Source organism: Dyadobacter sediminis, from assembly GCF_005860765.1.
Classification (GTDB): Bacteria; Bacteroidota; Bacteroidia; order Cytophagales; family Spirosomataceae; genus Dyadobacter; species Dyadobacter sediminis.
In genome coordinates this window covers 74,113-93,930 of sequence record NZ_VCEI01000021.1, presented here as the reverse complement: position 1 = coordinate 93,930, position 19,818 = coordinate 74,113, and the positions used below count along the sequence as shown (strand labels likewise).

At 45.3% G+C, this 19,818-nt stretch carries 18 protein-coding genes; 5 read left to right on the top strand and 13 right to left on the bottom strand.

What is annotated here, in order from left to right; all coding sequences use genetic code 11:
- Positions 1-102: 102 nt before the first annotated feature.
- From FEM55_RS07775 to FEM55_RS07725, 11 genes are all read right to left on the bottom strand, one after another.
- Positions 103-930 carry a sugar phosphate isomerase/epimerase family protein gene (locus FEM55_RS07775; RefSeq protein ID WP_138280776.1) on the bottom strand — a complete coding sequence of 276 codons (828 nt, stop codon included), beginning with the start codon at positions 928-930 and terminating at the stop codon, positions 103-105.
- Positions 931-968: 38 nt separating this feature from the next.
- Entirely contained in the window at positions 969-2,039 is a 1,071-nt protein-coding gene (locus FEM55_RS07770; RefSeq protein WP_138280775.1) for a ThuA domain-containing protein, read from the bottom strand.
- Between the two features lie 24 nt (positions 2,040-2,063).
- The gene (locus tag FEM55_RS07765) at positions 2,064-2,915 is read right to left on the bottom strand and encodes a sugar phosphate isomerase/epimerase family protein (RefSeq protein ID WP_138280774.1); all 852 of its coding nucleotides are present in this window, start codon (positions 2,913-2,915) and stop codon (positions 2,064-2,066) included.
- A gap of 43 nt (positions 2,916-2,958) precedes the next feature.
- The gene (locus FEM55_RS07760; RefSeq protein ID WP_138280773.1) at positions 2,959-3,723 is read right to left on the bottom strand and encodes a 3-keto-disaccharide hydrolase; all 765 of its coding nucleotides are present in this window, start codon (positions 3,721-3,723) and stop codon (positions 2,959-2,961) included.
- Between the two features lie 281 nt (positions 3,724-4,004).
- A complete protein-coding gene (locus tag FEM55_RS07755; RefSeq protein WP_229209147.1) occupies positions 4,005-4,547 on the bottom strand; it encodes a fasciclin domain-containing protein in 543 nt (180 codons plus the stop codon).
- A gap of 113 nt (positions 4,548-4,660) precedes the next feature.
- Positions 4,661-5,806, bottom strand: coding sequence for a beta-1,2-mannosidase (locus tag FEM55_RS07750; protein WP_138280771.1), 1,146 nt, complete (start codon positions 5,804-5,806; stop codon positions 4,661-4,663).
- Positions 5,807-5,960: 154 nt separating this feature from the next.
- A complete protein-coding gene (locus FEM55_RS07745) occupies positions 5,961-6,569 on the bottom strand; it encodes a YceI family protein (RefSeq protein WP_229209146.1) in 609 nt (202 codons plus the stop codon).
- A 92-nt stretch (positions 6,570-6,661) separates the two neighbouring features.
- Entirely contained in the window at positions 6,662-7,234 is a 573-nt protein-coding gene (locus tag FEM55_RS07740; protein ID WP_138280770.1) for an RBBP9/YdeN family alpha/beta hydrolase, read from the bottom strand.
- Between the two features lie 26 nt (positions 7,235-7,260).
- Entirely contained in the window at positions 7,261-8,349 is a 1,089-nt protein-coding gene (locus FEM55_RS07735; protein ID WP_138280769.1) for a formylglycine-generating enzyme family protein, read from the bottom strand.
- Between the two features lie 16 nt (positions 8,350-8,365).
- A complete protein-coding gene (locus FEM55_RS07730; RefSeq protein WP_138280768.1) occupies positions 8,366-9,802 on the bottom strand; it encodes a phytoene desaturase family protein in 1,437 nt (478 codons plus the stop codon).
- A gap of 345 nt (positions 9,803-10,147) precedes the next feature.
- Positions 10,148-10,726, bottom strand: coding sequence for a DUF4142 domain-containing protein (locus FEM55_RS07725; RefSeq protein WP_138280767.1), 579 nt, complete (start codon positions 10,724-10,726; stop codon positions 10,148-10,150).
- A gap of 247 nt (positions 10,727-10,973) precedes the next feature.
- Between FEM55_RS07725 and FEM55_RS07720 the strand changes: the two genes are divergently transcribed.
- The 5 genes from FEM55_RS07720 to FEM55_RS07700 all read left to right on the top strand — a co-directional run bounded on the left by FEM55_RS07720 (position 10,974) and on the right by FEM55_RS07700 (position 16,396).
- Complete coding sequence (locus tag FEM55_RS07720) at positions 10,974-11,417, top strand: response regulator (protein WP_138280766.1); 444 nt, start codon at positions 10,974-10,976, stop codon at positions 11,415-11,417.
- Between the two features lie 26 nt (positions 11,418-11,443).
- On the top strand, positions 11,444-12,049 hold the full coding sequence (locus FEM55_RS07715) for a biliverdin-producing heme oxygenase (protein WP_138280765.1): 606 nt from the start codon (positions 11,444-11,446) through the stop codon (positions 12,047-12,049).
- Between the two features lie 8 nt (positions 12,050-12,057).
- Positions 12,058-14,343, top strand: a complete 2,286-nt coding sequence (locus FEM55_RS07710; RefSeq protein ID WP_138280764.1) for an ATP-binding protein — start codon at positions 12,058-12,060, stop codon at positions 14,341-14,343.
- A 216-nt stretch (positions 14,344-14,559) separates the two neighbouring features.
- Positions 14,560-15,660: a DNA topoisomerase IB gene (locus FEM55_RS07705; RefSeq protein WP_138280763.1), complete on the top strand. Its 1,101-nt coding sequence runs from the start codon at positions 14,560-14,562 to the stop codon at positions 15,658-15,660.
- Between the two features lie 265 nt (positions 15,661-15,925).
- Complete coding sequence (locus tag FEM55_RS07700) at positions 15,926-16,396, top strand: ferritin-like domain-containing protein (protein ID WP_138280762.1); 471 nt, start codon at positions 15,926-15,928, stop codon at positions 16,394-16,396.
- Positions 16,397-16,496: 100 nt separating this feature from the next.
- On the opposite strand, the gene lolA1 is transcribed toward FEM55_RS07700, so the two are convergent.
- Both lolA1 and FEM55_RS07690 read right to left on the bottom strand, forming a co-directional pair.
- Positions 16,497-17,147: an outer membrane lipoprotein periplasmic chaperone LolA1 gene (gene lolA1 / locus FEM55_RS07695; RefSeq protein ID WP_171036505.1), complete on the bottom strand. Its 651-nt coding sequence runs from the start codon at positions 17,145-17,147 to the stop codon at positions 16,497-16,499.
- Between the two features lie 133 nt (positions 17,148-17,280).
- Complete coding sequence (locus tag FEM55_RS07690; RefSeq protein ID WP_138280761.1) at positions 17,281-19,815, bottom strand: FtsK/SpoIIIE family DNA translocase; 2,535 nt, start codon at positions 19,813-19,815, stop codon at positions 17,281-17,283.
- Positions 19,816-19,818 lie beyond the last annotated feature (3 nt).

The following is a 19,818-nucleotide window of genomic DNA, read 5'->3' as shown; positions in this document are numbered from 1 at the left end:
CAGGGGGTGCCGCTGGCACCTTTGCAATGTTATTGAATTTCTTTTTGCTACAAACAGGAGGTTCCTCCGGCACCGGTTTGCTTCAATTGATTCATTAATGCATTATTTCAATGCGGGGATCAAATCCTGCTGAATCCACTTTCCGTCGTGCACCGTAACAAAATCCGGATCTTCCAATGCTTCTTCGCCTTCATCTTCACAAATGATCCAGCCGTTGTAATTGATGTCTTTCAGCCATTGTGTTACAGCCAAAAGATCGACTTTACCTTTACCCATCAGCGTAAATTCCGGTTCGCCGTTCCAGTCCTTGAAATGCACATGATTGATCAATGACTGGTATTCTTTCATTTTGGAAAGCGGGTCCATGCCGCCGTTGATAATATGGCCTACATCAGGCGTCCAGCCGGTTACTGTAGAATCCAGCGATTCGAGCACGATTCTATAATCTTCTTCGGTCCGGATAATGGAGGTATGCGGGGAATTAGGATGATAACTGCACGGTACGCCTGCGTCCGCAGCCCTTCTGGAAACGGTATTGACAATATTGACAAGCCGCTTTTGTCTTTCTACAAGATCATGGCGGCCTGTCGGTATCTGGACTGTATTCAGAACGGCTCCGGGAAAGCGCCGCAGCACACGGATTGCATGATCGGCCACTTCACGCTCCCGATCTGTTTCTTTTTCTTCATTCCAGTCCAGCGCCAGTGCCAGTGCGGCCAGCGTAATGCCTTGTTCGGTTAATTTTGCTTCCAGTTTGTCAGGATCAATCAAGTCGCCCATCCAGGTAAATATCGGCTGTATGCCTGTGAAACCTGCTTTGGCTATTACTTCGATCATATGTCCGAGACGCCCCTGATGCGTCTGCCCGCTGTTACTCATAAACCAGGTATAAACCTCTGACCCGAAGCGGAAAGGAAGTTGTTGGGACATTTTTTATTTCTTTTTAAAATTGAAAAATCATTTGAAACCTATTTCTCCTTTTTCTTCACGATTTCGCCCGGCATAATCAGCGAATCCCATCCTGCCAGATCCGACGGCTTTACATTGGCCTTGTAACCACTGAAATTGAATGTAGTCGGCTTGTAGGGCCCTACAAATGCAATGTTGTTATCCGGCCTGATCTCGTTTTCCATACCAGCTGCCCACAGACTGGCGTTCAAGACCATGCGGCGGAACCCTTCGTTCAGTAAATCTTCGGATGCGCCGTGCGTTGTGGCAAAAGCACGTCCGGGCTTGCCGGATTCAATCCGATACTCACGAACCCAGGCGACAGGAAGCAGCTGCTTGGTTTTGTCCGGCTCGGAATCGGGCGTCATGCCGTTTAAAACCTGTCCGCGCACCAGCACAGTACCTTTCGGCTCGGCTGTGTAACCGCCGGATTGTACCCACATATCTTTCACGCCGCGCAGAATCGGGTGCTGCGACTGCGCTTCTTCAATAATCAGTTTTGACGATTGTTTGTGATTGGTACCATAATGCGAAACCCAGGTTTCACCGAGTACGTATTCTCCGAAGCCGTCTTTCCATTCTGTTTTCGGACCTTTGTAATCCCAGCTGTAATGCGCCCATTTCGGATTGTTTTTGATACTGAAAGCATGCGTGGAAGTCCGGAAACCAACGACAGGGCCGCCGCGCCGGATGTATTTGTCAATGTGCTGCATTTCCGCATCGGGAAAATCGGCAAAGCGCATGAACATGACCAGCAGATCGGCATTATCCAGCACGTCGAGGCCCTTTATATCAGAGCCGCCCGGGAGGATATTTCCCTGTTCGTCAAGCGCATATACCACAGTACAAGTGAAACCATAATTTCTGGCAAGAATACGTGCCAGTGCGGGAAGCGATTCTTCGCCTCGGTATTCATGATCCGTGGCAATGAAAACGATATTTTTACCTGTGCCCGGTCCTTTTTCACCTTTGTAAACAACGCGATACTTTTCTGCATCGTTCTGACCGGAAGTCGTCTGGCTTTCTGAATTAAAACAGAATAAAATCAGGACAATGCCGGTCAGCAGCATTGATCTTAAAAAAGTTTTCATAAGCGTTCAGGAAAGTAGTAAGCTTTAAAGTCCGTGTTTCAGACTCATTTCGCGGATAAACCGGTAACCGTTTTCCGCAATGTCCCACGGTTCCGAAAATTCACGCCACACGCCGATCGCATTGGCAAAATCAGGATCATTTCTTGAAAAAGCCTCAATTGTAAGCCAGCCTTTGTAGTTGATGGCGGCCAGTGAAGAAAAAGCGTCATCCCAGAGCACTTGTCCGTCTCCGGGCGTTCCGCGGTCATTTTCGCTGATGTGCACATGCGCAAGCACGGGCGCGATGGTCTGTAATGCAGTTGAATATTTCTTTTCCTCAATGTTAGAGTGATGCGTATCAAACATCGCCTTTACATTCGGATGGTCTGCTGCCTTTACAAGCTTGTACAATTGTTCCATTGTATTGCACAGATAACATTCAAAGCGGTTCAGCGCTTCCAGCGCAAAAACGATGTTGGCCTGCGCAGCATAATCGGCGGCGGCATTCAGTACTTCTCCGGCCAGCGCATATTCCTGATCCAGCGCCGGGCGGTTCACAAAAACAGTATGCGCAGAATGGAAAGGGCCACAGATGATCCGGGCATTCAGGTCGTGCGCACGGTCAACGGCCCATTTGATTTTATCAAGGGCTTTCCGGCGTACTTCTACCGATTCGCTTACCGGATTTTCATCTACGCCCAAAGTCACAACGGCGGTAGTTTCCAGACCGACGTTTCTGGTATAATCTCCCATGCGCCTGTATACGGCTGCATCCTGAGGCCCGAGATAAAACTCCGCTCCGTCGTAGCCGATGCTTTTCAATCTGTCAATAACCGGAAATAAATCGTCCGAAACTGCTGCTGTCCAGGCAAGCACATTGAATCCTATTTTATTCATTTTACTGGAGATTGGCTTTGGGAAGCCGTATTTTACTGAAAAACTATTGCTTGATGCGGATATTCTTATATTCTACTTTCATAGGCGGGCCCACATGCACCTGTACGCCCAGCAATCCTTTTTTAGAACCATTTACGGTATCGTTATCGGTTACATCGCTCATGAGCACACCGTTGATATAATGCTGCAGACGGTTGCCTTTTGCAACCAGATGAAATTCATTCCAGTCTTCGCTCTTGATCAGTGTTTTCAGGGAATCGGAACTTCCCAGCGAACCGGTTACTTCAAAGCCCGTCCATGCATTGTTCTTGACGGCGGCTCTTACGGCTTCCGGCGTTTTTTCACCGGTGTATTCCTTGATTACCGTTTTCTGGCCGCGGTATGCAAGAGTCGTTCTTTTCCGTTCTTCATAATTCTGGCCTGTGTAATTGTTTTTCCCGTCAATATCCGCCTGATATCCTTTCAATGCAAAAGGCACGTCGGTCAGCTGTTCGCTTCTGTAATTAATGCCCGAATTGCCATCTTTGGCGATTTTAAATGATCCTTTCAGCTCAAAGTCTCCGGGCTCGCCTCCGCGCCAGATGATAAATGAATTGGTTTTCAGAAGCGTTTCAGGTGTAATTTCACCAACCAGATTGCCGTTTTCCACACGCCAGTATTTTGGATCGCCGTCCCAGCCTTTCAGCGACTTGCCGTCAAATATCTGAACAAACCCTTTTTCTTTCTTCTGGGCCATGCATGAAATGTGGCCGAAAATGGTCAGCAAAACTGCCAGCTTAACTCCGGTACTGATCAATCTGAAATGCATATTCAATCCATTTATAGGTTTAGTGACTTTGGAATGGTTGGTTTCCCTTACAAGAAGAGAACTATTTTGATACTTATTACTCTTAAAAAAGAAGAAAATAATATTCAAAAATTCCTAAATTTATTGGACGCACTATCCTGTACTGACCTGCTTAAACGACACTTTCCGGGTTTTTTAAAAAATGAAAACTGCTGAACAAGGCACAAAAAAAGCGGAAAAGCCTGAGCCTTCCCGCTATTTCACAACCAACTTACTCCACTAACTTATCCTCACTCAGTCATTTAGGGCATCAGAACTTTATCGATCACATGAATCACACCATTGGACTGATATACGTCTGCCGTTGTAACTTTCGCTTTATTTCCTTTGGAATCCGTAACCATTACATTCTTTCCGTCCAGAGAAAAAGTAAGATCTGCACCCTGAACCGTTTTGGCCATTGCCTTGCCGTTTCCATCCTTGATCATTTTCATTACCGATTTGGAATCCACTTTTCCGGGAATCACATGGTAAGTCAGAACAGATGTCAGCATGCCTTTGTTTTCCGGTTTCAACAGATTATCCACTGTCCCCGCAGGCAATGCGTCAAATGCTGAATTTACCGGAGCAAAAACGGTAAACGGCCCTGTTCCCGACAATGTTTCAACCAGCCCGGCTGCTTTTACAGCGGCAACAAGCGTTGTGTGATCCTTTGAATTTACCGCATTCTCAATAATGTTTTTGGAAGGGTACATTTCTGCACCGCCCACCATCACTGTTTTTTCCTGCGCAAAAGCACTGAACGCAGTCATGAACGCAACTGCAAAAAAGCTTGTAATTTTCATCGACATTTTCATAGGTAATAGTATATTTTGTTTTATACTCCCATATACGTCTTTGAAAATTGTTCGGATCAAAAGCAGGAAATAATATTTTAATTATAAAAAACAAAAATATATTACGGCAAAGGATCGCCGGGCGTTTTGATTTTTGGGTCAAAAACGGCCATGCCCACACGCGAATCCGCGCAGCCGTAATACAACAGCCATTTTCCTTTGAAATAAACCATTCCTTCAATAAACACGGTTCCGGCTACATACTGGCCGCTTTTTTCAAAAGGCTCCATCGGACGAAAAAAAGGAACATCCATTCTGGCCAGCATCTTTGTCGGGTCGTTTTTATCAAACAAAACCTGACCGGCGCAGTAACTGTTGGGCGTAAACCTTTTGTCGCCATCCTCGCCTTTGTCGTTCTTCCCGTTATACAAAAGCACGATTCCTTTGTCTGTGACAATCGCCGGCGGGCCGCATTCCGTCAGATTGCTGTCAAAAAAACCTTTTCGCGGAGAAATCAGATTAACAAGATTCTCACTTTTGTCCACAACCGGTTCCCAGCTTATCAGATCCGTAGAAGTTGCCACATTGACGTGCGATTCACCGAAATAAAGCCAGTATTTACCGTTTATTTTGGCAATAACCTGCTTGCCGTCAACAAGTTTTGTTACTATCGAGGCAGATTTGGACCAGATTTCATTGAATTTTCCGTTATATGCTTTCTTGAAAACCGGTCCGTGCTTTTCCCATTTCAGCAAATCCCTCGATGTTGCCACGCCGATTCTTGCTTTGTCCTGGTTCCATTGCGTATAAAAAATGACGTACAATCCGTCTTCGGTTACGGCAACGCGTGGATCTTCGCAGCCGCCGGGCCATTCCATGGCCTTCTGGCTGTCTTCTGCGGGATATAAAACGGGTTCCTTTCTTCTCTTAAATGTAATCCCGTCTTCACTTTCTGCATATCCGAGCCGTGAAGTACGCTTGCCAATGGCTTTTCCCGCTTTGTCCTCCGCACGGTAAATAACCACGATTTTACCATTCTTAATGGTTGCAGCCGGATTGAACGTATCGTTTGATTCCCAGTCGATCTGCCTTTTGTTCATAGGACAAAAAAACGTGGAAGTACTGTCGGGAGAAATAACCGGATTGATACCTTCGGGACGTACAAAACCTCCGAAAGCCCAGTCGGGAAGCTTGTTTTCGGTCTGGGCATTCGCGAATCCCGATAACAGGCAAATACATACAAAGCAGCAGCCAATAAAATTTTTCATGGATATAATTTAATTTATCAAACAGGATTTCAAATATATACCTTTTCTGCAAGCGTCATTTCATACGGTTCCATTTTTAGAATGAAATGGTCAAATAAAAAAATCCGGTCTGAACGATTTCAAACCGGATTTTCAGGCACTGTAAATTTATATGTTACTTGTTTGCAACAAGATTTACATCCAGTGTAAAGTCATTATCTATGGCTTTGTCACCCAGATTTTCAAAAAAGTTGGAAGAACGGAATTTGATGTCATATTTGGTGCGGTCCACGGTTACTTTTGCATTGGCAGTAACCTTTTTTGCATCGGACTTCACGGTTGCCGGAAACTTTACTTCTTCGGTAATTCCTTTTATCGTCAGCTTTCCGGTAACATCGTATGCATCTCCGCCTTTTGGTGTAACCGACGTAATAACCAGCTTGGCCTGCGGATGTTTTTCTACCGAAAAGAAATCATCACCTTTTAAATGTCCGGTCAGCTTGCCGTTCATTTCCTTGTCGGTAATGTCCGTTACGACGAGTGACTTTACATCTACGACGAAATTGCCGCCTTTCAGCTTGTCATTGTCAACAATCAGCGAGCCGCTTGTCAGCGGAACGGTGCCGGCATGTGTTCCGGTCACTTTTTTTGCACCCCATGTTACCTTGCTGCTTTTGGTATCCACTGCCAGCGTTTTATCGGCTGCCTTGTGCTTGTCGGGACCGGCAATGGCTGCGGCGTTAAAAAGTAATCCGGCCATTACATAAACAAACATTTTTCTCATAGTCATTGCAAGTGTTTAAGTGTATAAAGAGTTGTAAGATTAAAATTTAAAACAGCACTTTTATAATGCTGTACATATACACAATACGGAAATTACGCAATTCTTGTTGCTTCGGAACTGACAAGTTTATAATTGGCTAGTTTTTCCAGTATTTCTTTTCCCTGCGGCCAGTCTTCCAATCCCGAAACGGCATTGATATGGCCTTTTTTTCCAATATTAATAAATTCACTTCCCCAGTTGTCAGCAAAAGTTCTGGAACGGCCTATGGCAGCGTAAATATCGTTGGTACTCGCCACGACAATGCTTTGGAAGGGAAGCGGCTTTACCGGAATCGGCGTGAAACCCACAACGAAATTCAGCCTTTTCGACAATTCCGCATCCGCGGGTGCAACCAGCAAAGCACCAGTTATTTTATCCGATGCAAATTCCTGCGCCCAATGCGCAACCGTCATGCAGCCCAGACTGTGCGCAACCAGAACTGTCGGCCCGGGCAGTTCACGGATCTGTTTCTGCAGTTGCGGAACCCATTCGTCTTTTACCGGCCAGTCCCAGTTTTCCTGCTGTACCCTGCTGAAAATATCCGGATATTGCTGTTCCCATATCGTCTGCCAGTGCTGCGGCCCGGAACTTGCCAGGCCGGGAACATTCAGGAAACCAATGCTCATAATGCAAGAATTCAGATGAATACAATTTATTTTTTACTCCTTACACAACGAAAACCCAGATTGTTGCTTCCGCTTGTAACTTCTCCTTTTCCGCGGCTTCCGGCTTTATACCGGATGCAGTAATCGTCACTGCAAAGGAATGATCCGCCGCGCTGAACGCGTTTTACAGCGCCGGGCTCATCGGGGTCATAGCTGTCGGCCGGACCCTGCGGATTCTTTCTGTCACTTTTCTGATAATAATCGGGCCGGTAAAGATCCGAGCACCATTCCCAGACATTGCCGTCCATATCGTACAAACCGTACGGATTGGCCGGGAAAGTGCCAACGGGCGCGGCCGATACATAACCGTCTTCTTTGGTATTTTTATCCGGAAAACTTCCCTGATATATATTGGCCACCCATTTGTTTCCGGGTTTCAGCTCATCGCCCCAATAATACGTATGATTTCCTTTTCCACCCTGTGCCGCAAATTCCCATTCTGCTTCGGTCGGCAGCCTTTTTCCGGCCCAGCTTGCGTAAGCGGCGGCATCTTCATAGGATACATGCGTAACCGGATAATTCTCTCTTCCTTTGATGGAACTCGACGGGCCTTCGGGATGCGCCCAGCTCGCTCCGGGAACATAATTCCACCATTGCAGCGGATTGTCCAGCGAGACCTGCGTGGGCGTAGGCGTAAAAACGGCCGAGCCGGGTACAAGCTTGTCTGCAGGAACGCCCGGATAATCGGCAGGGTTCAGCGGCCTTTCGGCTATGGTTTTATAATTAGTTGCTTTTACAAAAGCGGCAAATTCTGCATTGGTTACTTCATGCTTGTCCATGTAAAAGCCGTCCACCGTTACTTCATGCATAGGCCGTGAATCCGGAAATTCATCAGCGCCCATCAGAAATTTTCCGCCTCCGATCCACGTCATATTCGCCGTATCGCCTTTTGCTGCTGCATAACTTACATTCCGGATGGCCGAAGCACGCGAAGGCATGCCGTCGGCAACGCATTGCGCGAGGCTGTCCGCTGTCTTTTGCTCCGCAGTCTGCTTTTCTGAACCGCAGCTGAAACTTGTGATGGCTGCCAGTGCAATAACATATACTTTGCTGATACCGGTCAAAAATAACTTCATACCCTGATTACTGATCTTATAAATTACTGATTTTAAAAACATCTTTCAAAGCTTGTTTTGCCGCATGAAATCCGCACATGCCGTGTACACCTCCGCCCGGTGGCGTAGAAGAAGAGCATATGTAGATGCCTTTTGCAGAAGTCCGGTACGGTGACGTGCTCAAAACGGGCCTGGTATAAAGCTGCCGAATATCCTGAACGCCGCCGTTGATATCGCCGCCGATGTAATTGGCATTATATGCTTCCATCTGAGCGGAATGCATGGTATGCCTTGCTTTGATTAATTCCCTGAACCCCGGCGCAAAGCGTTCCACCTGACTTTCAATTTCCGCCGTCATATCTTTCTGCGATCCGTTCGGAACATGGCAATATGCCCAGGCGGTATGTTTCCCTTCCGGTGCGCGGCTTTTATCAAATATACTTTGCTGTGCCAGCAATACAAAAGGCTTTTCCATGTGTCTGCCTCTGAAAACGCTTCTTTCATAAGCGGCAATTTCTTCCAGTGTGTTGCCGATGTGAACCGTTCCGGCGCTTTTGCATGCTGCCGCTGTAAAAGGAATTGCGTCGTCCAGCGCCCAGTCTATTTTAAAAACACCCGTTCCATAGCGGTACTTTTCCAGTTTTTTCCGGTAAGCCGGACTCAGTTTTTCCCCTGTAATTTTCAAAAGCTGCCGCGGCGTTACATCCAGCAGGACTGTTTTAGAAGACGGCAGCTGATCCAGAGAACTTACCTCAAAATCCGTTTCAATTCTCCCTCCCAAAAACCTGAAATAAGCTGCCATTGCATTGGCTATGGATTGGCTGCCGCCTTTGGGAACCGGCCAGCTGTTCAGATGTGCCGCCGCCATCAGCATGATCCCGAAGGCAGAAGTAGCCAGATTTTCCAGCGGTTGCATGGCATGTGCGGCCATGCCCGACCAGATTGCTTTCGTTTCAGCGGTTTTAAAAAGTCTGCTTGTATTCAAGGAGGAAGGAAGCGCTTTCAAACCGAATTTTGCCATAGACAGAGGTTTTTGCGGCATTGCAAGCGGACCAAGCAAATCCGGAATCAGGCCGGGCAGCATTCTGACCAGTGGTTCCATAAAATCCAGATAGGCTGCTTTGTCTTTTCCCATTCTTTCTGCTGTCTCCCTCACAGAACCGTTCAAAATGGCTGCATGGCCGTTATCAAAAGGATGAGCCGCTGCAAATGCAGGCGTTATCAGTTCCAGTCCATACGCCTGCAGCGGTATGCTTTTAAAAAACGGCGAAAGCAAAACCAGCGGATGAATCGCGGAACATACATCATGCTTATAACCCGGAAGTGTAAGTTCCTGCGTGCGCATGCCGCCTCCGATGGTCTGTTTTGCTTCGGCAATCAGAACAGAAAGTCCTGCTTTCTGCAATGTAATGCCGGCTGCAAGTCCGTTCGGGCCGGAACCCACTACAATGGCGTCAAACTCTGTCCTATGCACTTTTCATTTTTCAGTAAATCCGATCCGGATGTAAAACATTCTAAACGGTCCTTAATCAGGAAATTACTTGTATTGGAATAAAATGACCGAAAATTCTTAGGCTTATTTTGATTTCCAACTTTCTGCAAAAAGGAAAACCCATGCAGGCTTTATTACTCTATCAATTTGGTAGACAAAGTAAGCTTATAGAACGCTATTTCACAAGTGTTTGAATCAATTTACTTGCAAGTGCCGAATTTTCAGTCATTAACCGGCAAGAATCAGTATGCAGTTTGAAGAGCTGGTAAAATAAAAAAACCGAAACCAATATTCCGGTTCCGGCCTTCTAGTCAAACAAACAACTGCTTATTTCTTGGCGTCTTTAAGTGCTTCGGCCATTTCGAGATGGTGTTTCAGTACCGGCACTTTTCCGGCTGCCCATGCTTTTACATCCGGATCTTTGGCATCTTTTGCGGCTTCTTCAAACTCGCTGATGTCTTCCTTGTGATCATCAACCATAAAGGACGCATACGCTTCATCAAATTCAGCACCTTTTTTCTTGCTCAGCTCGTCGAATTTCTTTTGTTTGTCATCACTCAGTGTTACGGGCAATGTTATATTTTTCTGCTGGGCCAGTGCTTTCAATTCGCCGTTTGCCTTGCCATGATCGGTAACCATGCTTTGGGCGAATTTCTTGACACCGGCGCTTGAGCCGTTGGTTTGTGCCAGCTCGCCGAGCTTTACTTCCATTAATCCGCCATCAGCTGCTGCGATCGCGAATTCGGCGTCATCTTCCATTTTTGTGTCATCAAGTGCCACTTCGTTTTGTTCCTCTGCTACTTCCTTGCTGTCTTTATTTTCTTCTGAATTATTCGGATTACTATTGCAGGCAGAAAACGCCAGTACAGATGCTAGTACGAATGAGGTTAATGTTATCTTTTTCATAATGAATTTACTTTTTTTGTGATATTATAATTTCACCTACGAAAAAACTGTGCCAGAAATATTCCGGCATATCCTGAAAGCCTGAGAAGCAAACCGTAAATCTGCCAGAAACAGGAATTTATTCTTTTTAAAAAAGATATACTAATTTTGTGAATTGCTGCCTTGATCTGCTTTCTAAACTATTCACCATATGAAATCTTCAATTCTGCAGTAACGCAACCCATAAGCTGTCCGCCAAAATTTGATAATGAGCAACGTTAAACCTTTACGGATATTTTTAGCTGATGATGACGAAGACGATACGTTTTTATTTCAGGAAGCCCTTGAACAAATTCCGCTGAACACAAAACTGACCATTGCCGGCAACGGCATGGAGTTGATGGAGATACTGAATGACGGAGCAGAGGATCCGGACCTTATATTCTTGGATATGAACATGCCGGTCAAAAATGGTCTGGAATGCCTGGAAGAAGTAAGAACGTCGCAAAGATTCCGTAATGTCCCGATCGTCATATTATCCACGTCCGTAGCCCAGTACCTGTGGGAATCAGCCTACAAAGGCGGAGCAAATCTCTATATCCAAAAGCCGACGAGCTTTACCGATCTTGTCGATATTCTTAAAAAGTGCCTTTTGAAAGATCCGGGATCAAAATGGATTTCCAACATGGAACAGTTTTTGATAAAGAACTAAGTTAAAAAGCTTTGAATTTGCATTCTATGAATGAAGCGCATGTTTTTAATAAAGAACAGGAGATATTTATTAAAGAACTAAGACATCAAACAGCAGAAAGTCATCAGAAGTTAGAAGACAACTATCTTTCCAAATCAATCCTGAATCCTTCTGTAACGCTGGCAGATTATCAGAAATACCTGTCGGGATTATATGGTCTGACTATTGCATGTGAGGACCAGGTTTTTCCTGAAATAAACCATATTGTGCCGCAACTTGAAAAACGGTATAAATCCGGAAAAATCATAGAAGACCTTTCTTTTACCGGTTACTCTGATCTGAAGATAGATGAATTGCCGTATTATCAGTATGAATTTTCTACGGCTGCAGAAGCACTGGGCATCATGTATGTACTGGAAGGTTCAACCTTGGGTGGAAGGATTTTGTACAAACATATAAATCAGTATCTTGGCCTGAATGCAGAAAACGGCGCAGCCTATTTCTGGGGATATGGCCAGGAAACCGGTCCGATGTGGAAATCTTTTATCTCAGAAGTAGCGCGATTTGCTGCTGAATACGGTGAAAGCCAGAATATAATCGATAGTGCAGTAAAAACATTCAATATAACGGATACCTGGCTCAGAAAGCAGTAATCGAATTTATGAATATTAAAAATATTGTAAACCGGGACAACGTCAATCTGACAAATTGCGAAAGCGAACCCATACATATTCCGGGAAGTATTCAGCCTCATGGTTTTCTGCTGGGTATCAGAAAAAACAGCTATGAAATTGATTTCTGCAGTGAAAACATTCATGAGTATGTTGATTTCAAGCCGGAATTAATGTTAGGAAAGGTTTTATCCGATGTTTTCCCGGCTGACCAAAGTGCCGAATTTGTCCTGTATGCAAATGAAGAATTCATTGATACGGCAAAACCTTTTGTTTTTACGCTAAATGACGTTCCCTATAATACAACGGTCCATAAAAGCAACGGGACAATTGTGCTGGAACTGGAACCTTTTCCGGACGGAACGCTTAATTTGCCCAATCTTTATAATCAGACACGAAAATTTGTGTCGATTATGGAGAAAGCCACTTACCTGCCCGAACTCTGCCAGGAAATTGCCAACGAGACACGCACCATTACCGGATACGACCGGGTGATGATCTATAAATTCGATCCCGACTACAATGGAGAAGTGATTGCAGAAAGCAGAAATGAAGCGTTTTCCTCGTTTGCCGGCCAAAAGTATCCGCATTCCGATATTCCGGTTCAGGCGCGGGAATTGTACATCCGCAATCCGTTAAGGATGATTGCAGATATCAATTACAAGCCCGTACCCATTCTTACGCTTGACGATTCTGCCGAGAAAAGCAACAAGTCTCTTGATTTGAGCAATTCCATTTTACGGAGCGTTTCTCCGATCCATATAGAGTATCTGCAGAATATGGGCGTTGGTGCAACGCTTACGATTTCACTTGTGCAAAACCATAAATTGTGGGGCCTTATTGCGTGCCACCATTATTCTCCCAAAATCCTGCCGCATTATACAAGGCTTTCGGCTTTGCTTCAGGGGCATTTTCTTACTTCGCAGATTGCCGTAAGGGAAGTTGCGGAAGAGTTTGAAGTAGGACGGGAAGTAGACAAAGCTTTGGTGGATTCGCTGGAACTGCTGCATGACAACGAAAACTTCATTGATACCCATTTCGAGTCGCCTTCCATTCTGAAACTGGCCAATGCAAGCAGCAGTGTCCTTTATTACCATGGAAAGCTGTATAAAAGCGGCGATGTACCGGAAGATGAAATGCTGATCAAACTCTTTCATTTTCTTTCCGATGCGTATCCGAATCATGGAGTCGACACGTTCAGCTTGTCCACAATATATCCGGATGGAGGCGAACTGTCCAAACTTGCTTCCGGGATTATATATCATCCGCTGAACTCGGGTACTGCAAACGGAATCATATGGATGCGGCCTGAAAAGGTTGAAACCATAAACTGGGCAGGCGATCCGAAAAAAGCCGTTCTGCAAAGTGAAAACGGGTTCAGGCTCTCACCGCGTAAATCTTTTGAATTGTGGATGGAAGTAGTCAAACACAAGAGCAATCCATGGCGCAAATCGGAACTGAATGCGGCATCCAGCTTTTCGTATGCACTGCAGAAGCACATTAATTTTCAGATTATCCGTACACAGGACAAAAAGAACCGGCTGCTGAATGAAGAGCTTAAAATGGCCAACAAGGAACTTGCAAATCTCAACTGGATCAGTACCCACGATCTGAAAGAGCCATTGAGAAAAATCCAGATATTCGCCTCCAAAGTACTGGATCGTGAAGATCCCGACCTTTCCACTCAGGTAAAAGATTCTGTAGAACGGATGCGTTTTGCCGCACATAAAATGCAGATTCTTATTGAAGACATTCTGAATTATTCAAAAGCCGGGAGCATGGAAAAGGTTTTTGAACAAACGGACCTGAATCTGGTCCTCCGGAATGTACTCGGCGAACTGAACGAAAATATAGAAGAGAAAAAAGCGGTCATCCATTCCGATCCGCTGCCTGCGCTTGGCATCATTCCCTTTCAGATTCATCAGCTGTTCATCAATCTGATCAGCAATGCAATCAAGTTCTCCAAAGCCGGTGTAAATCCTGTTGTCCGCATCCGTGTAAATCTTGTTACCGAGGAAAAAAACCAGGTTTCGGAAGAACAGCAGTATTACCGAATTTCGTTTGAAGACAACGGAATCGGGTTTGAAAACGAGTATACAACCCGGATTTTTGATGTATTCCAGCGGTTGCACCCGGCGCATAAATATCCCGGAACCGGAATCGGACTGGCTATATGCAAGAAAATTATGGAAAATCACGGCGGTTTTATCAAAGCAGATTCCGAACTGGACAAAGGCTCCGTTTTCCATATCTATTTTCCTGTAAACAAGGATTAAAGAACCCGGGCTTCCCCATAAAATGAGTACAATGTTCCTCAGCAAAAACCGGAAGCACAAAGTTTCCGGAAGCCTGTATTTCTGTTAACCGTCGCCTGCGGCATATAATCCATTGACTTTCAGTAGGTTTTGCTGTAATATTTTTAACTGTTTCATTTGCTTTCAGACTGGTATCACTTTGTTATAAGTCAGATAAAACAGTTTAAAGTAAATAACATGTCGGTAGCCGTAGCAGTTGGAACGTTGACAGAAGCGCCAGTTATCTCTGCAAAACAATTCAAAAAGCTTAAAAAAGATCCCGCGCTTACAGCCGCAGCAGCAGGGTTAAACTATATACAATCCGGTATAGCGCCGGGTTTTGTCCGGAAAGGCAAGTCACCCCGTTTCTTTTATCTTGACAAAGACGGAAACAGGTGCAAGGACAAAGAGGCGATCAGAAGAATAAAATCGCTTGTGCTTCCGCCGGCGTGGAAGGAAGTATGGATCAGTGAAGACCCAGATGCGCACCTTCAGGCAACGGGTATAGATGAAGCCGGCCGAAAGCAATATCGCTATCATCCGCACTGGAACCTTATCCGTAACCAGACCAAATATTACCGGTTACTTAACTTTTCCGAAGCCTTGCCGCAGCTGCGCGAGCAAGTGGAACACGACTTACGCAAAAGAAATTTTGACCTTAACAAAACCATTGCGCTTGTAGTCAAACTGATGGATAAAACATGTATTCGCGTTGGCAACCAGCGTTACAAACTGAAACATGGCTCATCCGGAATTACAACGCTTGATTCACGCTGTGCCACAGTAAAAGGAAGTACGATCCGGTTTGTGTTCACAGGAAAAAAAGGAGTGAAACAGGACATTACTTTACGCGATACACAGCTGGCCAGACTTGTAAAACAGTATAAGGAAATGCCCGGAAAAAGGCTTTTTCAATATACCAATGAAAACGGAGGCAAATGTTCGCTCAATGCACGGCAGGTGAATGATTACATTCATGAACATACGGGCTCGCATTTTTCCGCGAAGGATTTCAGGACGTGGATGGGAACTGTTACTGCATTCGAATTTCTCAGCCATCAGGAAAAATTCCAGTCTCAGCGACAGTTTACGCGTGTTGTCAATACCTGTCTGGATGTTGTAGCAGCACATCTGGGAAATACCCGGGCTGTCTGCAAAAAATATTATGTGCATCCGGCTGTTTTCAGGGCTTACGAAAACGGCAGAATCCAGCGCTTTCTGAACAGACAAGTAGAGGAAATTAAAAATTTTTCGGATAACGAGCAGTATGTAAAATCATTGCTTGCCCATCAGGTTTAAAGTACAAAACCACCTTTACCTGCATTATAGTTTTTTGCAAATGACCGTTTGCAAAAAACTACTAATAGCTGACTATGTGAAAGATACAGATCAAGTATAATTGACCGAGTGCCCATCTTTTTCTTCTGACGGGTAAAAACAACTACATGCAGACTATTATTTCAGGTTTAATTCTGCATTTTCAGAATGGATGTGAATGGCACAGGATTTTACGTATTCAGGCAGGAAAATAAACTATTATTGCATAACATTAAACCTAGAAAATATGGATACCAATGAAGATCTTGTCGAGGTTTTAAATGACCTTATCAGAATAAACAACGACCGTATTGATGGCTATGAAACGGCATTGAATGATGTCAAAGACATTGATTTGGATTTGAAAGGAATATTTCAGAAAATGGCTAATGAAAGCCGCGAGAATATAAAAGAACTAAGCAGTGAAATAAGAAGTCTGGGCGGCGATGTTGCATCCGGAACAACCAGTTCAGGAAAAATATATCGTGTATGGATGGACATCAAAGCCACATTTACAGGCCATGACAGAACTTCTGCACTGGAAAGCTGTGAATATGGCGAAGATGCGGCACAGGAAGCTTATGACGATGCACTTGCAACAAGCGTTGACCTGCCGGTGCATGTAAGACAATTGATTGCCAACCAGAAAGCTGAATTGCTGGAATCACACAATCTGATCAAGAAATATCGCGATCTGCATCAGTTGATCAGCAAATAAGAGTTAGCTGTTACTATAAATTACATTTGTAACATGCAAACAAATCGGGCTGAAACCAATGGTTTCAGCCCGATTTGTTTTATAGAATGAATCGTTTTTTTCATCTTAAATCCACAACTTCCACGCCGGGATACATCTTGGAATTGAATGCAAAGAAGCTGTCGGCAACATTAACATCAGGCAGGAACTGTTCTACTTTATAAGTAACAACCTGTCCGTTTTTCTGAAAAATTTTCCAGCTGCTGATGGCATTGTCTGCCTTGTTCACTTCAATCTGTACCTTATTGACCTGACTGGTTTTATTGGTTGAAGTCAGTTCCACAACGTCCAGCATTTTATTTCCTTCCTTTTTCTCCTTCAGATAAGCATACTTGAAACCTTTTTTATAAGCTGAATAAATTTTGGTCGGATCCAGGTCGCCTGTTGCAGTAGGATCGAAATCCTGAAGATTGACCTCGTTGGTTTCCTTGATGTAGGTAGCCATCAGTTTGCCGTCATTGAATATTTCCTGACCGGCCATTTTAAGCCTGAACTTGGTTCCTTTTACAGTTGCTTCGCCTTTCAACGGTTTCTGGCCTTCCGGAATGTAGGAAAACACCGCCTTGAAGGATTTGATCTTCTGGTATTTGTTACTCATGGCTTCCAGTATGGCTGTTGATTTTTTATCGCCCTGTGCCTGTACATGCACAGTTCCCAGCAATGAAATCGCCATGACAACAAGCCGGCAGGCACTTATTTTCCAGTTTTTCATATGATTGATTTGGTTTTTAGTTAGTCAGGTAAAATGGGTTATTCAGGCTGTTTACAAATTTTAGACCAACATTCGGAATGAAGGTTTAAACCAGAAATAGAGGATTTGTAACGGCTGCAGTATTCCGGTTTGGTCAGCTTACGCCCATGACCCGGAGATGTTCTTCCAGACCACCCAGATCATGAAACATGACATCTCTGGCCTTGCTTCCGGTAAATGGGCCCACAATGCCGAGTATTTCCAGCTGATCCATAATCCGGCCGGCACGGTTGTAACCCAGCTTCATTTTGCGCTGGATTAGCGAAGTACTTCCCTGCTGATGCGTAATAATCAGCCGGGCGGCGTCAGGCAGCAATGCATCAAAATCGTCCGGGTTCAGCTCGCTTCTTGATTCCGCTGCATCTTCGCCTTCGTACTCCGGAAGCGCATAGGCATCGTCGTAGCCACGCTGTGCACCAATGTACTCGCACACATCCTCAATTTCCCGGGTATCAATAAACGGACACTGCAGGCGGATTACTTCGGAGTTGATCGCAAGGAGCATATCACCCTGCCCTACAAGCTGCTCCGCGCCGCCCATATCGAGAATGGTCCGTGAATCGATGCTGGACGTAACTCGAAACGACAACCGCGCCGGAAAGTTTGCTTTGATAAGACCTGTAATTACTTTTACGGACGGACGCTGCGTAGCCACAACAAGATGTATCCCGACTGCGCGGGCAAGCTGGGCAAGACGCGCGATCGGCGTTTCCACTTCTTTGCCGGCAGTCATCATCAAATCTGCAAGCTCATCAATAACCAGTACGATATAAGGCAGAAAACGGTGTCCCTTTTCAGGGTTCAGCCTGCGCTGGGCAAACTTGGCATTATATTCTTTCAGGTTTCTTACGGCTGCTTCCTTCAAAAGATCATAACGTGAATCCATTTCGATACACAGCGAATTCAGCGTAAAAATCACCTTTTTCGTATCCGTTATGATGGCTTCTTCAGCATTTGGAAGTTTGGCAAGAAAATGCCTTTCCAGCTTGTTAAACAGCGTTAATTCCACCTTTTTCGGGTCAACAAGAACAAATTTCAGTTCCGCCGGATGCTTTTTGTAAATCAGCGATGCAAGAATAACGTTCAGACCGACCGACTTTCCCTGCCCGGTTGCACCTGCCATCAGCAAGTGCGGCATTTTGGCAAGATCGACAATGTGAATGTCGTTGGAAATCGTTTTTCCCAGCACAATCGGCAGATCGTAATTGGCTTTCTGAAAACGCTCGCTCGCCAGAACCGAGCGGATAAAAACGGTTTCCCGGTTTTTATTGGGCACTTCAATCCCGATCGTTCCGCGGCCGGGCATAGGCGCAATAATCCGTATACCCAGGGCGGCAAGGCTCAGCGCAATATCGCCTTCCAGATTTTTGATCTTGGAAATACGCACACCCGCTTCCGGTATGATCTCGTAAAGCGTTACAGTCGGCCCGATCGTTGCCTTTATCTTGGAAATATTGATGCCGTAACTTCCCAGCGTATCAACAATTTTGGTCTTGTTGCTTTCAAGCTCTTCCTGACTTACTTTTTCATGCTGATTATCCACAACATCATTCAGCAAAGTAATATCTGGAAAATGATATGAAGGCAGATCCAGCATAGGGTCATACTGACCGAATTCCCTGACAATCGACGCGCTGACGTCTTCTTCCTCGTACTCTTCCATAGGCTCGCTGACGGCCACAGGCGTTTCCACTTCCAGTTCCAGCACGGCAGGTTCCGCCGGACTTACCGACATGACAGGAACAACAGGCAAAATAACCGGTGCAGGAACATTTATTTCCGGCAAATGCAAATCCTCTTCTTCTTCAACTGGTTCTTCCTGCGGCTCCTCGTCCTCTGCCACATAAATATCATCATAAGTCCCGTTCACAACAGATGTAAAAGTACTTTCAAGTACCACGGGCTTTTCTTCCGGCTCGGCTTCGGGCACCGCAGCGCCGGTTTCCTCCTGCTGCTGTTCAGGCATCATTTCAGGCCGGGCATTTTTAAGCTGCCAGGCTTCAATGGCCGATCTTGCGTCATAAAAGAAGACGGCAAAAACAAACAGTGAAAAAACAATGGGAATAATACTTCCCCATTTCAGCCAGTCGAACAGAAAAACATTTACGAGGTATCCGATTCCTCCTGCAATAAAACTGCCGGAATTTTCGGAATTGCTCATCAGCACAACATAACCCATTAATATGCTGACCCACAAAGTGAAGAAAATCACTTCCTTTGTCGTTCGGCTCAGCGGCAGCAGTTCTTTCCCGAATGCCATTTTCCAACCTGTGACAAAAGGGATCAACGGCACGAGCAATGCGCCGATCCCAAACCAGCGGTACACAAAGAAATGAGAAATGACGGCTCCGAGCACGCCGAAGAAATTGCGGGTCTGCCGGCCGGCATCGCGGATGGATTCATGTCCGAGGCCATCAATCACGCTTTGGTCTGAAAGCCCGGTGGCAATGTAGGACAGAAATGAAATTTCCAGAAAAAGCCCGAGCACAATAAAGAATGTACCCCAGGCCAGTGTGTTTTTAGGACTGGAAAAGATATGCTCCCAATCGAATGAAATACGAAATCGGGAACCTGGCAATTCTTCTGCTTTCGGGCGGTTTATATTTCCTCTTGGCTTATTTACGGACATTTA

Bases quoted from the DNA above. Each gene is read 5' to 3' on its own strand.
- FEM55_RS07775 (WP_138280776.1), bottom strand. From the start codon at position 930: ATGTCCCAACAACTTCCTTTCCGCTTCGGGTCAGAGGTTTATACCTGG.
- FEM55_RS07765 (WP_138280774.1), bottom strand. From the start codon at position 2,915: ATGAATAAAATAGGATTCAATGTGCTTGCCTGGACAGCAGCAGTTTCG.
- FEM55_RS07745 (WP_229209146.1), bottom strand. From the start codon at position 6,569: ATGAGAAAAATGTTTGTTTATGTAATGGCCGGATTACTTTTTAACGCC.
- FEM55_RS07750 (WP_138280771.1), bottom strand. From the start codon at position 5,806: ATGAAAAATTTTATTGGCTGCTGCTTTGTATGTATTTGCCTGTTATCG.
- FEM55_RS07715 (WP_138280765.1), top strand. From the start codon at position 11,444: ATGAATGAAGCGCATGTTTTTAATAAAGAACAGGAGATATTTATTAAA.
- FEM55_RS07735 (WP_138280769.1), bottom strand. From the start codon at position 8,349: ATGAAGTTATTTTTGACCGGTATCAGCAAAGTATATGTTATTGCACTG.
- FEM55_RS07760 (WP_138280773.1), bottom strand. From the start codon at position 3,723: ATGCATTTCAGATTGATCAGTACCGGAGTTAAGCTGGCAGTTTTGCTG.
- FEM55_RS07690 (WP_138280761.1), bottom strand. From the start codon at position 19,815: ATGTCCGTAAATAAGCCAAGAGGAAATATAAACCGCCCGAAAGCAGAA.
- FEM55_RS07770 (WP_138280775.1), bottom strand. From the start codon at position 2,039: ATGAAAACTTTTTTAAGATCAATGCTGCTGACCGGCATTGTCCTGATT.
- FEM55_RS07720 (WP_138280766.1), top strand. From the start codon at position 10,974: ATGAGCAACGTTAAACCTTTACGGATATTTTTAGCTGATGATGACGAA.
- lolA1 (WP_171036505.1), bottom strand. From the start codon at position 17,147: ATGAAAAACTGGAAAATAAGTGCCTGCCGGCTTGTTGTCATGGCGATT.
- FEM55_RS07755 (WP_229209147.1), bottom strand. From the start codon at position 4,547: ATGAAAATTACAAGCTTTTTTGCAGTTGCGTTCATGACTGCGTTCAGT.
- FEM55_RS07725 (WP_138280767.1), bottom strand. From the start codon at position 10,726: ATGAAAAAGATAACATTAACCTCATTCGTACTAGCATCTGTACTGGCG.
- FEM55_RS07705 (WP_138280763.1), top strand. From the start codon at position 14,560: ATGTCGGTAGCCGTAGCAGTTGGAACGTTGACAGAAGCGCCAGTTATC.
- FEM55_RS07710 (WP_138280764.1), top strand. From the start codon at position 12,058: ATGAATATTAAAAATATTGTAAACCGGGACAACGTCAATCTGACAAAT.
- FEM55_RS07740 (WP_138280770.1), bottom strand. From the start codon at position 7,234: ATGAGCATTGGTTTCCTGAATGTTCCCGGCCTGGCAAGTTCCGGGCCG.
- FEM55_RS07700 (WP_138280762.1), top strand. From the start codon at position 15,926: ATGGATACCAATGAAGATCTTGTCGAGGTTTTAAATGACCTTATCAGA.